We start from the raw sequence: 15,560 nt of genomic DNA, 5'->3' as shown, positions 1-15,560 counted from the left end.
AAATTTTGACAATAATATATAATAAAAAAATATTAAACCAAAAAAGATATTGGCTAGAAAAAATGAATGGTATAAGAAATGGGGTAGATTTAGGCTTATCATTTGATAAGCCTAAATCTAATGAAAACAATAGAAAAGTTTATAACGTAGTATTTGATACTAAGGTTTCAGACGAATTAAATAAAGTAAGCAAGAATAACAATTTTACATTACATATTATATTAATGACAATGATAAAAATATTAATATATAAGTATAGTGATAGTAAACATAGTATTGTTACAACAGTTTCTTATAATACAAAAAACTTGTTACCTATTTACGATGTGCTTGATGACAATTTGCATTTAAGAGAAGTTTTAGGGGAAGTAAAAAAATCACTACACGAAGCTCATGAAAACCAAGATTATCCTTTAAATAAAATAGTAAAAGACTTAGGTTTTGAAAATGAAAGAAATAAATTATCAGATGTACTTGTATTATTGGATAACATAGATAGCCATGGACGTTTTTCTATAAATGAATTACATTCTAACTTAATTTTTAGGTTTAAGAAATCAGCTCATAATTTGATTTTGGAGATTAATTACAGTAACGATGAATTATATGATTTACAAATACGTAAATTATCAGATTATTTATCACATCTCTTGGAGTTTATTATTGAAAATAAACTAGATTTGACAATATCAGATATAGATATTATAAGGGGCAAAGAAAGGCATCAATTACTATCGGAATTTAATAACACCGATTTAGCATATCCATTTGAAAAAACAATCCATGAAATCTTTGAGGAACAAGCCCAGAGGGCCCCTGAACAAGTAGCAGTAGTGTATGAACAGGATAAACTCACTTACAAAGAATTAAATCAACGTGCAAATCAGTTAGCTAGATATTTAAGAGAAAAAGGTGTTAAAGAAGAAAGTATAGTAGGGATAATGATGGACCGCTCATTAGAAATGATGATCAGTATTCTAGGAGTATTAAAGGCAGGCGGTGCATATTTACCAATTGATAAAACATACCCCAAAGATAGAGTAGATTTTATGCTTCAAGATACGAATACGCAATGGGTACTGTGTCAAAAGGATGTAGAGAATACATTACGCGAAAACAATGTATCAATAATTACACTAGATGATAGTGAAATATATAAACAAGAGACATCTAATCCAAATTATAATATTACGGGAAAAACTCTTGCATATATTATTTATACTTCAGGTTCTACAGGAATACCTAAAGGAGTAATGGTTGAACATCATTCAGTTATCAATAGGTTATTTTGGATGGAAAATCAATATAATTTAATCGAAAATGAAGTAATTCTTCAGAAGACTCCATTTACATTTGATGTCTCAGTATGGGAATTATTTTGGTGGTTTTTTGTAGGAGCTAAAGTTGTGTTTTTAACTCCAGATGGGGAGAAAAATCCTGAATCTATTTTACAAACAATCGAGCGACATAAAATTACAAAAATACACTTCGTACCATCAATGCTTCAAAGTTTCATTAATTATTTACAAAGTAGTTCAAAACAATGGAATTTAAAATCATTAAATCATGTATTTACTAGTGGTGAATCATTAAATAGTGCTCATGTTAATTTATTTTATCAATTAATTGGTAATGTTTATTCTGTCCAGCTTTCGAACTTATATGGACCTACAGAAGCAACTGTAGAGGTCACTTATTATAATTGTACAAATGACAAGAAACTAGTAAGTATACCTATTGGAAAACCTATTTCAAATATAAAAATATATATTTTAACTTCAACTAAACAAATGACACCAATAGGTGTTGCAGGAGAACTCTATATAAGTGGGGCAGGAGTTGCAAGAGGTTATTTAAATCAGCCAGAAATGACAGCTGAAAAATTTTTACCAGATCCATTTAATCCAGGAGAAAGAATGTATAGAACTGGGGATTTAGCTAAGTGGTTACCTGATGGTAATATTGAGTATTTAGGTAGAATTGATAATCAGGTGAAGATTCGAGGATATAGAATCGAACTTGGTGAGGTAGAGAGTCGTTTATCCGGAATTTCTCAAATAAAAGAAGCCGTAGTAACTGCACCGAAAGATGCAATGGGGACAAGGTATTTATGTGCATATGTAGTATCAGATAAGAAATTACATGTAGCTGAATTAAAAGTAGAGTTGGGACAAGTGTTACCGAGCTATATGATTCCGACGCGATTCATCCAAATAGCAAAACTACCGCTCACTACTAATGGAAAAGTAGATAGAAAGAATTTACCGGATCCTACTGACATTATAAATGATGAAACGAATTATATGGCTCCAAGAACAGATATAGAGAAACAACTTGTGGAGATTTGGTCAGATGTGCTTCAAATCGAGAAAATAGGGATTACAGATAATTTCTTTGATTTAGGAGGACATTCTTTAAAAGCTACCGCTTTTATGGCTAAAATAGGTAAAAAATTACATATAACTCTTGCTTTGAAGGAAATATTTGAAAATCCGACGATTGAATCAATCAGTCAAATTATCGAAAAAAAAGTTAAAGAGCACTACATGCCTATATTACCAGTAAAGGAACAGGATTATTATGCCGCATCATCAGCCCAAAAAAGATTGCTAATTATAAATCAACTTGAATCTATAGGTGTTACTTATAATATGCCAGGAGCGTTCATATTAGAAGGAAACTTAGATCTAGAACAGTTACACGAGGCATTTAAGAAACTAATTATTAGACACGAGTCCTTAAGGACTTCCTTTAGTTGGTTAGATGGTGAACCAATACAAGAGATTCACCAATCAGCCGAATTAGATTTACAGTACAATAAATGTGCTGAGATAGAAATTTCGGAGAAAATTAAGCAATTTATAAAACCATTTGATTTAAGCATAGCCCCTTTACTACGTGTTGAGGTATGGAACATAGGTTTAGATAAACATATGTTATTGTTTGATATGCATCATATAATATCAGATGGGATATCAATCAATATTTTAACTAAGGAATTGAAAGAATTTTATGAAGGTAATGAATTACCAGCATTGGCAATTCAATATAAAGATTATACAGCATGGCAAAACGAACAATATCAAACAGATAAATTGAAGCAACAAGAAACGTACTGGCTTGACAAATTTGATGGCGAAATCCCTATATTAGAATTGCCTACAGATTATCAGAGACCACCAGTTCAAACATTTAAAGGGTCCAGTATTTCATTTAATATAGATAGTGAATTAACAGAAGGATTAAAGAATCTTGCGCATAGAACAAATTCGACGCTTTATACAACACTTTTAGCTGCATATTCAATTTTATTGGCAAAATATACAGGACAAGAAGATATTATTATTGGTACGCCAGTATCAGGAAGAACTCATGCGGACGCAAAAGATATAATGGGGATGTTTGTGAATACAGTAGCGATTCGAACATATCCGCGAGGAGAAAAGACTTTCTTACAATTGGTTGAAGAAGTGAAAAGAGATACATTAGAAGCACTTGAAAACCAAGATTACCCGTATGATGTTTTAGTAGAGAAGTTAGAGCTGAAACGGGATTTGAGTAGGAACCCACTTTTTGACACAATGTTCACTGTACAAAATGTAGAACGTGTTGATTTGATTCGACTCGGAGAAATTGAAGGGATTCCTTATCCATTTGACAATATGACAGCTAAGTTTGATTTAACATTCACTATTGAAGAAAAGGATAATCAACTGATTTTAAACATTGAATATGCGAAAGATTTATTTAATCCAGAAACCATCAAACAGGTCAGCAATCATTATGTTCAACTTTTAAATAAAGTAATTGATGAACACTCCGTTTCAATTTCACAGTTAAATATAATTACAGAAAAAGAGAAACAGCAATTACTATCGGAATTTAATAACACCGATTTAGCATATCCATTTGAAAAAACAATCCATGAAATCTTTGAGGAACAAGCCCAGAGGGCCCCTGAACAAGTAGCAGTAGTGTATGAACAGGATAAACTCACTTACAAAGAATTAAATCAACGTGCAAATCAGTTAGCTAGATATTTAAGAGAAAAAGGTGTTAAAGAAGAAAGTATAGTAGGGATAATGATGGACCGCTCGTTAGAAATGATGATTAGTATTCTAGGAGTATTAAAGGCAGGCGGTGCATATTTACCAATTGATAAAACATACCCCAAAGATAGAGTAGATTTTATGCTTCAAGATACGAATACGCAATGGGTACTGTGTCAAAAGGATGTAGAGAATACATTACGCGAAAACAATGTATCAATAATTACACTAGATGATAGTGAAATATATAAACAAGAGACATCTAATCCAAATTATAATATTACGGGAAAAACTCTTGCATATATTATTTATACTTCAGGTTCTACAGGAATACCTAAAGGAGTAATGGTTGAACATCATTCAGTTATTAATAGGTTATTTTGGATGCAACGAGAATACTTTTTAGCCGAATCAGATGTAATTTTACAAAAAACTCCATTTACATTTGATGTCTCAGTGTGGGAATTATTTTGGTGGTTTTTTGTAGGAGCTAAAGTTGTGTTTTTAACTCCAGATGGGGAGAAAAATCCTGAATCTATTTTACAAACAATCGAGCGACATAAAATTACAAAAATACACTTCGTACCATCAATGCTTCAAAGTTTCATTAATTATTTACAAAGTAGTTCAAAACAATGGAATTTAAAATCATTAAATCATGTATTTACTAGTGGTGAATCATTAAATAGTGCTCATGTTAATTTATTTTATCAATTAATTGGTAATGTTTATTCTGTCCAGCTTTCGAACTTATATGGACCTACAGAAGCAACTGTAGATGTCACTTATTATAATTGTACAAATGACAAGAAACTAGTAAGTATACCTATTGGAAAACCTATTTCAAATATAAAAATATATATTTTAACTTCAACTAAACAAATGACACCAATAGGTGTTGCAGGAGAACTCTATATAAGTGGAGCAGGAGTTGCAAGAGGTTATTTAAATCAGCCAGAAATGACAGCTGAAAAATTTTTACCAGATCCATTTAATCCAGGAGAAAGAATGTATAGAACTGGGGATTTAGCTAAGTGGTTACCTGACGGTAATATTGAGTATTTAGGTAGAATTGATAATCAGGTGAAGATTCGAGGATATAGGATAGAACTCGATGAAATAGAGAGTCGCTTAACGAGAATTTCTCAAATAAAAGAAGCCGTAGTAACTGCACCGAAAGATGCAATGGGGACAAGGTATTTATGTGCATATGTAGTATCAGATAAGAAATTACATGTAGCTGAATTAAAAGTAGAATTGGGCCAAGTACTACCGAGTTATATGATTCCGACGCGATTCATCCAATTAGAAAAACTACCGCTCACTACTAATGGAAAAGTAGATAGAAAGAATTTACCGGATCCTACTGACATTATAAATGATGAAACGAATTATATGGCTCCAAGAACAGATATAGAGAAACAACTTGTGAAAATTTGGTCTAATATTCTTAAAATAGATAAATTTGGAATTAATGATGATTTTTTCAGTTTAGGAGGACATTCTTTAAAAGCTATAAGTCTTATATCATTTATTAGTAAGTCTTTACATGTTTCAATTACACTGCAAGAGCTTTTTGAGAATCCGACGATTGAATCAATCAGTCAAATTATCGAAAAAAAAGTTAAAGAGCACTACATGCCTATATTACCAGTAAAGGAACAGGATTATTATGCCACATCATCAGCGCAAAAAAGATTGCTAATTATAAATCAACTTGAATCTACTAGTGTTACTTATAATATGCCAGGAGCGTTCATATTAGAAGGAAACTTAGATCTAGAACAGTTACACGAGGCATTTAAGAAACTAATTATTAGACACGAGTCCTTAAGGACTTCCTTTAGTTGGTTAGATGGTGAACCAATACAAGAGATTCACCAATCAGCCGAATTAGATTTACAGTACAATAAATGTGCTGAGATAGAAATTTCGGAGAAAATTAAGCAATTTATAAAACCATTTGATTTAAGCATAGCCCCTTTACTACGTGTTGAGGTATGGAACATAGGTTTAGATAAACATATGTTATTGTTTGATATGCATCATATAATATCAGATGGGATATCAATCAATATTTTAACTAAGGAATTGAAAGAATTTTATGAAGGTAATGAATTACCAGCATTGGCAATTCAATATAAAGATTATACAGCATGGCAAAACGAACAATATCAAACAGATAAATTGAAGCAACAAGAAACGTACTGGCTTGACAAATTTGATGGCGAAATCCCTATATTAGAATTGCCTACAGATTATCAGAGACCACCAGTTCAAACATTTAAAGGGTCCAGTATTTCATTTAATATAGATAGTGAATTAACAGAAGGATTAAAGAATCTTGCGCATAGAACAAATTCGACGCTTTATACAACACTTTTAGCTGCATATTCAATTTTATTGGCAAAATATACAGGACAAGAAGATATTATTATTGGTACGCCAGTATCAGGAAGAACTCATGCGGACGTAAAAGATATAATGGGGATGTTTGTGAATACAGTAGCGATTCGAACATATCCGCGAGGAGAAAAGACTTTCTTACAATTGGTTGAAGAAGTGAAAAGAGATACATTAGAAGCACTTGAAAACCAAGATTATCCGTATGATGTTTTAGTAGAGAAGTTAGAGCTGAAACGGGATTTAAGTAGGAATCCACTTTTTGACACAATGTTTGATTTACAGCATGTTGAAAGTATAGTTCCTTTTGAATTAGGAGATACACATGTAAGTCCCTATGAGCTCACAAATACGACCTCAAAGTTTGATTTAACATTTACTATCGAAGAAAAAGATAGTCAATTAACTTTAAATATTGAGTATGCAACCAGTTTATTTGATATTGAAATTATTGAAAGTTTAAAAAATCACTTTATCCAAATTTTATATAATGTTACTCAAAATAGTTCAAATAAAATATCGCAGATTAACATCATTGAAAATATTGAGGAAGAAGGGGAAGATTGCATAAATAAAGATTTTTTGTCGAGTTTTACTGAAAAAGTGTTTCATGAAATTTTTGAACAACAAGTATCTAAGACTCCCAATAAAATTGCTGTAGTATGTGGAGAAGAAACTTTGACTTATGATGAATTGAACAAAAAGTCAAATCAATTAGCAAGGAAATTAGTAAGCTTAGATGTAAATTCTGATACTATTGTTGGTATCATTGCTGATAAATCCTTGGGAATGATTGTTGGAATTTTAGGTGTTTTGAAAGCTGGAGGAGCGTACGTTCCTATTGACCCTACTACTCCATTGGAAAGAATTACATCTATAATTGATGATTGTGGTGCTGAAATAATATTAACTAATAAAAATTATTATCATTTAATAAATAATCAACAAAAGATCGATTTAGATGAGGAAAGTTTATTTAAAGGTAATAGTTGTAACCTAAATATATCAGTTAACAAAGATGATTTAGTCTATGTAATTTATACTTCAGGTTCTACGGGAAAACCTAAAGGGGTAATGATTAGTCACAAAAATTACTTAAGCATAGCTTATAGTTGGAACAATATATATAAACTCCAAGAATTTGATGTGAAACTATTACAATTAGCTAGTTTTTCTTTTGATGTTTTTGCAGGTGATCTTGCAAGAACACTGTTGTTTGGTGGTCAGTTAATATTATGTTCAACAGATACTATTCTTGATTTTAAATTACTTTCACAATTAATAGTAAATAACAAGATTAATATACTTGAATCTACGCCAAAATTATTAATTCCCTTATTACAATATATTTATGAAAATAAAGTCGATGTTAGTTTTATGAAAATTATTATATTTGGTTCTGATGTATGTCCTATGCCTGATTTTAAAATTATTATTCAAAGATTTGGCGGGAATATAAGGATATTTAATACTTATGGTACAACAGAAACTACTATTGATTCTTTATTTTATGAGGGTAATAGCATTGCGAATAAAGAATGTAATTATGTACCAATTGGTAAAGCCTTTCCTAATACAAAAACATATGTTTTAAATCGATATTTACAAAAGCAACCGGTAGGAGTAATTGGTGAGCTTTATATTGAAGGCGAAGGTATAGCAAGGGGGTATTTAAACAATATAAACCTTACTGAAGAGAAGTTTATTCCAAATCCGTTTAATAAACATAGTAGACTTTATAAAACAGGGGATTTAGTAAGAAAATTAAAAGATGGGAATATTGAATTTATAGGAAGAAAAGATAATCAAGTAAAAATTAGCGGATATAGGATCGAGCTTGGGGAAATTGAGACTTTTATATTGGGGTATGATGGAATAGATAATGTTGTAGTTAATATCGGATCGAATGAAACTGGTGATGAGTTCTTTTGTGCCTATATAGAGAGTAAATATGAAATAGATATTAAACAATTAAAAAACTATTTATATTTACATTTGCCTAAATATATGATTCCGGATTCTTTTGTGCTTTTAAAATCATTGCCTTTAAGTAAGAATGGCAAAATAGAAAAAAAATCTTTACCAATTCCTAATAAAAAGTTTGAAAATAAAAAATATATACCACCCAATAATGATATTGAAATAATGATTACTAATATTTGGTCAGAAATATTGAATGTTGAAAATATTGGAAGGAATGATAACTTTTTTGATTTGGGCGGTAACTCATTAAAAATAGTAACTTTTGTTAATTGGTTAAGAAAAGAATTTAAATTTGATATACCGGTCCAATTAATCTTCAATAACCCTAATGTTCAAATGATTGCTAAAATTATAGCGGAGAAAAGTAATAAAGTCACGAAGAGTAGCCTGGTCGAATTAACTCGTCTTAATAATCCAAAGAAGAAAAATATTATATGTTTTCCTCCTATAATTGGTTTAGGAATGATTTATTCAAAAATGGCTGAGCTATTAAATAATAAATTTTCATTGTATGCGCTTGATATACCTGAAGAAAATATAAATATTATGGATATTATTGAAAAGCTAAAAAAAATTCAAGATAAATCACCTTTTATTTTTCTTAGTTATTCAGCTGGTGGTAACTTAGCATTTGAGGTAGCAAAAGTTATGGAAAATAAAGGTATATCTGTTTCTTGTATTGTTATGTTAGATTCATTACCGTTAAACAATATTGTAAAAGCATCTACCGAGGCTATTGAATTTGAGATTGAAAATGCGATGACCGACTATGTTGAAAACTCGGGGAAATTCTTAGGCTCAGCTTTAATCAAAGAGCAGTTAAAAGATGAAGACTTTTATATTAGAAAAAAAATGAGATCTTTTATAAAGTTTCTTAACAATACTATAAATAAACCATATATTAATGCGGATATTCATCTAATTAATGCTAATAACAACTACGATATTGATAAGAAGCTTATAAAATGGGAAGGATACACAAAAAAATTCACAGAACATAAAGGTTATGGTGAACATAAAGAGATGTTTAATAGCTATAACATTATTAAAAATACAGAAGTGATACAGAAAATATTGGGGAAATATTAAGGGATCATAAAAGTAATTGGGGGAAATGCATTGAACAAGTTGTTAAATTTAAAATTTGTTAAAGATAATTATAACCGAAAAGAAATAGATACGGCTATAGAATATTTAGATTTTTGTGCACGACCTCATCCAGAAAAAGGTGCAAAGGGGGCTATTTGCCCCTTTCTTCCAAAAGCTTTACAGGAGGAAGCTATTTTTTGTTCTATAATTGATCGGATGGAAGTAAATGAAAATGAAGTAAAAGATATAATTATAGAGGGTGTACAAAATTTTAAAAAAATTAAAATAAAGGAAGAATACTTAGAAAAATACAAATCATTATTAATTATTTTTTTATCAAATAAACCTTTAGATAATATATTAAAAAAGCTTCATCAGGAACTTAAGCCGGAATTTATTTATCAAGGAATAATGATTGGGGAATTTTATCCTAGCAATATGAAGAAAGGATTATACAACTCAAAATTTTATCCTGTAGTAAGTGAAGTACCGATGATAGCCATAAGAAATCTTGTTAAAGAAGATTACACGTTTTTTATAAATGAAAGAAATTCTACAGATAAGTTGAAATTTTTAAAGGGATATAAGGATGTTTTCAAAAATAACTTAAAGGAAAGTGAACTGAAAATAATCGATAATGCTATTAAAGATACTTCAAATAGTTTAGCCTCTCAATAGATTTTTAGTTCGGTCGCATAGTGGAATGTTTTTAGAACCATTTGTTTTAATAGTTGATGTAAAATAAAAAGAAAATTTTATATTAAAAAAATAAAACGGTTGCCAGAAGGAACATCATAGGCTACCGTTTTATTTTATATTCGTCCAACTCTTTTATGTCAAGTCCCATTATTAATCCTGAACGTCTGTATAAGTGTAAATATGAAATTAAATTGGATATTGATTCACCGTATAAGGCTGAAATATTGGCAGATTCAATAGCTAATAAGAAAGCGTTCATACTGAAGAAGGAAAACCTCAAGTTATTTGTAAATTTCGAGAAGGAACACCCATCCCATAGTCCCTTTTTAATGTTACTTTAATACCTAAAAGAGAAATATTAAATGTTTGTTTGATTTAATCTTTCTATTAAAACGTGAAGAGGTTCATGTTGATAGGAGTAAGTGCTTAAAATCCCATTTTGCTTGAAGAAATAAATTCAAGAAAAAGCTACTAATGGATTTTTGTTTGATAGTGGAAGACATTCCTAAATTAATTTCTTCATTATGTTAAAGAGTTCCATTTGCAGTCTTTTAATTGTAAGTTTTGAATTGTCTTCATCAACCCTTGTTGACTTTGTAGTGAAGAAAATATTATACAAATTATCAAATATAATTAGTTCACGAAATTTTCGAAAAAAAGATGCTTTTCACTCAATAGAAAATTTTTTATACTAACTTTGTACATAATTTATCGGTATTCGAAGAAATGTCACTGTGTTTAACAAGCTGTTGTTGCTAAAAATAGGGCTGGTCTAGCAATATTGGTAATCTATTGACGGATTAAACAGTTGCTATTAAAGCTATGTGAAGGATTAGTTTTGAAAGAAAAAGACAGGTATCGACTGATCTAACACAGTTGCATAGCTGTTTTTTTGTTGATTTTAAGGATATTGTTGAAAATGACAAGGAGAGGTATGTGTGCGGAGAAATTATCTTCAAAAAAATGTATACCAAGCATTACAGGAGCGATTGCATTTTATCTTTAGTGAATTTGATGTCATCTATCTTTCGTTTTCTGGTGGGAAAGACAGCGGTCTATTGTTGAATCTTTTGATGGATTTTAGAGATACTTATTATCCACATCAGATAATTGGCGTATTTCATCAGGATTTTGAAGCGCAATATAGTGTAACGACAGAATATGTAGAAAAAACATTTGAACGACTGACAGATAGAGTGGAGCGTTATTGGGTATGCTTGCCGATGGCTACTCGAACGGCTTTAAGTAGTTACGAAATGTACTGGTATCCATGGGATGATAGTAAGAAAGATAGTTGGGTCAGAGCAATGCCGAAATACGACTATGTCATTAATCTTGAGAATAATCCAATACATACTTACCGTTATAAGATGCATCAGGAAGATTTGGCAAAGCAATTTGGCCGATGGTATCGACAGTCACATGGGGGGGAGAAAACGGTCTGCTTACTAGGAATTCGCGCAGACGAGTCTCTGCAACGGTATAGTGGATTTGTAAATAAGAAGTATGGTTATAAAGAACAGTGCTGGATTACACAACAGTTTAAGGATGTTTGGACAGCTTCACCGCTTTACGACTGGTCTGTTGAAGATGTTTGGCATGCCTATTATGCTTTCAACTATGATTATAATCCACTTTATGACTTGTATTATAAGGCTGGATTAACAGCTTCTCAAATGCGTGTTGCCTCCCCGTTTCAAGATTATGCTAAAGATTCCTTGAACCTCTACCGAATTCTTGATCCACAAATTTGGGTGAAGTTAGTAGGAAGAGTACAAGGTGCTAATTTTACGCAGATATATGCAAAGACAAAAGCCATGGGATATCGGACAGTCACACTTCCAGAAGGGCATACATGGAAGTCCTATACGCAATTTTTATTGCAGACTTTGCCTTTACAACTACGGAATAATTATATTAAGAAATTTAATAAATCCATTGAATTTTGGCATACAGTTGGTGGTGGACTCGAAGAAGAAACAATTCGAGAATTAGAAGAAAATGGTTATAAAATTAAAAGGAATGGCGTGTCTAACTATACGACGTTTAAGAATTCGCGCATCATTTTTTTGCAAAAAATACCAGATGATACGGATGATATCAAGTCAACTAAGGATATTCCAAGTTGGAAACGGATGTGTTTCTGTATTCTGAAGAATGATCATATTTGCCGATTTATGGGATATGGTTTAACACGTCAACAACAATCCCAACTTGACTATATCAAAAAAAAATATAGAAGTTTGGAGGATATGGATAGTGAAGAGTAAGAGTCCAGTTTATCAAATTTACCCAATCCCATTCGAAAAAATCTTACCGAATGATTATAATCCGAATGCCGTTGCGCCACCCGAGATGAAACTGTTGTACGATAGTATTAAAAATGACGGCTATACAATGCCCATCGTTTGTTATCATAACAAGGAAGAGGATAACTATATTATTGTGGATGGGTTTCATCGTTATCGAATTATGAAGGAGTTTTCAGATATCTATGAGCGTGAAGGAGGTATGCTACCTGTATCTATCATAGATAAGCCGATTGATCAGCGAATAGCAAGTACCATACGACATAACCGTGCTAGAGGAAGCCATAATGTAGATTTGATGAGTAACATCGTGAAAGAACTACACGAACTGGGGCGCTCTGATGCATGGATTGCAAAGCATTTGGGGATGGATCGCGATGAAATATTACGATTGAAGCAGATTACAGGACTTGCAGCACTATTTAAAGATCATTCATTTGGTCAAGCGTGGGAACCAGATGAGGAAGAGTTTCTGCTGCAAGAAGAATAGTAAGTTACGAGTGTTTAAAACGTAATCACTATATATTGAATAGACAAAGTCGAATAAATCGACTTTGTCTACGGTGTTCCTTGCGGTCTATATTTCTATTTCAACGTAGACTCTAATCGCTCCTCTGTTCGTGGATGTTCATCGAGATAAGGTGATAAATAGGCTTCTCTCAATTCATGACGCATCCAGCCCATAATACCAATAACTAATATGAAGACCAAAATAGAGGCGAGAAAAGAATTAGCAGAATCCTTATAGCCTGCTGCATAGAGTAGCATACAAAGGATGACTGTTAAGACAATAGAAATAATAAGTAAAGAAGTTAACAATAAATCTTCGCCTAAATAAAGCATACGAATATTCGTATTGAAAGAAAATAATAATAAAAAACCAGTTACTAACTGTGTAATTGTAACCCAAAAGCCTACTTTGGCACCAAAAAGTTTTAATGCTTGTTCATGTTGCTCTAGTTTCTTCTGCTTTCGTTTCAAATAAGCAAAATAGACAAACATATAAAAGCCACCTGTTGCTAAACTCGCGAGCATAAAATGTAGGTAACGTTGCCAAATTTGAGGATAGTAAAATAAGCTTTCAAAAAAACCATTTGCTTCTCCCCAACGATCCGGATATAACATGGAAGTGACATTGACAATAAAAATAAGAGGGACAAAAAACAAAATTAACATGGCTAATAGGCCAATACTCAAATGCAATAATTTGTTTGTTTGGAATTTAACCCAAGTGAACTTATAAATGTATAACAATAGGAATGCAGCAATGAGTAGGATTAATAAACTCATCCAAGCCTTCCCTATTAAAATTGTGGAAGAATAAAAATATTGTGTATATAAGACACTTACAATTAATAATGGACCAACACCTAAAACAACTGCAATACTCTTATGTATTGAAGCATGGAAGGAACAAATTTGTGCCATTTTATCAAATAAACTATTTTTTTTCATTATCCCCGTAATTTCTAGCCCAACAGCACCTGCAGTCAATGAAATAGTAAAATTCACAAAAATAATATGAAGAATAAATGTTAAGACAATCAAAATTTCTAGTAAACCAATGGGTGCAGGAATCGGTAAAGGGTTATCAGAAGAAATTAATGCAAAAACTAGATGGTTCATTTTTGGGTCACCTCTTTATCATTTTCCAATTCTGTTACAATATAAGTGGCTAATGCTTCAATCTCTTCTTCTGTCCCCATAAATGGTGGCATTGCTACTTGTGCATAATGCATATTAGGAATAAAGGACATAATGGCTTCCTTATCCCAACCTTTCATTCTAGTAGCTAAAGCTCGTGTATCTCGCCATCCATCAATCGTATGACAAGTAATACATTGACCAACGAAAACGTCTCGACCAGCTTCCACCATATTGTTGTCAGTAACTTCTTTTTCTTTTGCCCATGTTGCATTTGCTAGATAACCTTCTTTTTTCAGTGTTTCTTCATCTTTCGCTAACATTCCGTTTGCGTACATATAATTATAAATAATGTATGGTTTTCTAACGCTCTCTCTTACAACTTCAAATTCCCCAATAAAACCGATTGAAGAAAACATGACAGCAATTGATAGCATCCACGGAACGTTTTTTGGACTTTTAACGAGCCATACTAAGAAAATAAGAAGGATACTAAAACCTAAAATATTGAGACTTTTGAAAATGACCTCAGACATGCCTGTCGACCAAACAATCATGTTATAGGCTTCAGTTGGGATGGCCCATAAATACCATAATCCCGTAATAAAAGTTAGTGGTAAGGCGATAGCACCCCAGAATGCAAACACTCGAAAAACTTCTGTTCGTAACGCTTTATCTTTAATGCGCCAACGAATGAAAAATGATACTAACGAGATAGCTAGCATTATTGCTAAAAACATACGGAATCCGAGTGAAGGGAAGTAAGTTGGGTTGAGAAATGCATTCCAAAATGAAAATGTGTCAATCCAACGTCCCGGCGTTAATTTTGCGGCTAAGACACCTGTAATGATTACCATCGTTACCCATGAAGCAATACTAAGTGCGACACCCAACATAATATGCTTTCGTTTACGTTCGCCCTCTGTCCATTTATCCCATGTATAGTAATAGACAATAAGAATAATCACTTCAGAAATAAATGCGCCCCATTCCACAACCCATGCCCAAAAGAAAATGCGTAGTAAAGAAGAAATTGAGTCCGGTTGTATGACGGTTGTTGAAAACCAAATCCCTACTCCAGTCATAGCTCCCATAGTTGTAGTAATGATTAATACCCATTTCAACATTGTTTTTGCTACTTGATCTAATGCTTCGTTCTTTCTTTTCATGGCTCTATACTCAGTAGATACAACTAAAACAGAGGTTCCAATTGCCACGCCATGGCTAATAATTACATGAATAATGGCAATAAGAGCAATGACAGTGCCGTTCCCAAACCAAGTATAATCGACCGATGGAAAATTCATAGTTACTCTTCCTTTCTGTTTTTAATGACATTCAACGCATATCATACTAAATAGATTTGAAACGCAGATGAGTAATA

The 15,560-nt window shown here is 31.9% G+C and carries 6 protein-coding genes; 4 read left to right on the top strand and 2 right to left on the bottom strand.

Annotated elements, in window-relative coordinates:
• Positions 1-5 precede the first annotated feature (5 nt).
• From LS41612_RS16110 to LS41612_RS16095, 4 genes are all read left to right on the top strand, one after another.
• Positions 6-9,524 (top strand): non-ribosomal peptide synthetase, encoded by a 9,519-nt coding sequence (locus LS41612_RS16110; protein WP_105928917.1) that lies wholly within the window; start codon positions 6-8, stop codon positions 9,522-9,524.
• Between the two features lie 30 nt (positions 9,525-9,554).
• Positions 9,555-10,202: a DUF6875 domain-containing protein gene (locus LS41612_RS16105; protein ID WP_024362423.1), complete on the top strand. Its 648-nt coding sequence runs from the start codon at positions 9,555-9,557 to the stop codon at positions 10,200-10,202.
• A 959-nt stretch (positions 10,203-11,161) separates the two neighbouring features.
• The gene (locus tag LS41612_RS16100) at positions 11,162-12,493 is read left to right on the top strand and encodes a phosphoadenosine phosphosulfate reductase (protein ID WP_024362422.1); all 1,332 of its coding nucleotides are present in this window, start codon (positions 11,162-11,164) and stop codon (positions 12,491-12,493) included.
• Complete coding sequence (locus LS41612_RS16095; protein WP_024362421.1) at positions 12,483-13,022, top strand: IbrB-like domain-containing protein; 540 nt, start codon at positions 12,483-12,485, stop codon at positions 13,020-13,022. The genes LS41612_RS16100 and LS41612_RS16095 overlap by 11 nt, the downstream gene beginning before the upstream one ends.
• A 95-nt stretch (positions 13,023-13,117) precedes the next feature.
• Here LS41612_RS16095 and LS41612_RS16090 read toward each other — a convergent pair whose 3' ends face one another.
• The gene (locus LS41612_RS16090; RefSeq protein WP_024362420.1) at positions 13,118-14,158 is read right to left on the bottom strand and encodes a cytochrome ubiquinol oxidase subunit I; all 1,041 of its coding nucleotides are present in this window, start codon (positions 14,156-14,158) and stop codon (positions 13,118-13,120) included.
• The gene (locus LS41612_RS16085; RefSeq protein ID WP_024362419.1) at positions 14,155-15,483 is read right to left on the bottom strand and encodes a c-type cytochrome; all 1,329 of its coding nucleotides are present in this window, start codon (positions 15,481-15,483) and stop codon (positions 14,155-14,157) included. The genes LS41612_RS16090 and LS41612_RS16085 overlap by 4 nt, the downstream gene beginning before the upstream one ends.
• Positions 15,484-15,560: the final 77 nt, after the last annotated feature.

The organism is Lysinibacillus sphaericus, from assembly GCF_002982115.1.
In the GTDB taxonomy this organism is placed as follows: domain Bacteria; phylum Bacillota; class Bacilli; order Bacillales_A; family Planococcaceae; genus Lysinibacillus; species Lysinibacillus sphaericus.
Note: the sequence above shows the minus strand (reverse complement) of the source record. Positions and strands in the feature narration are given on the sequence as shown.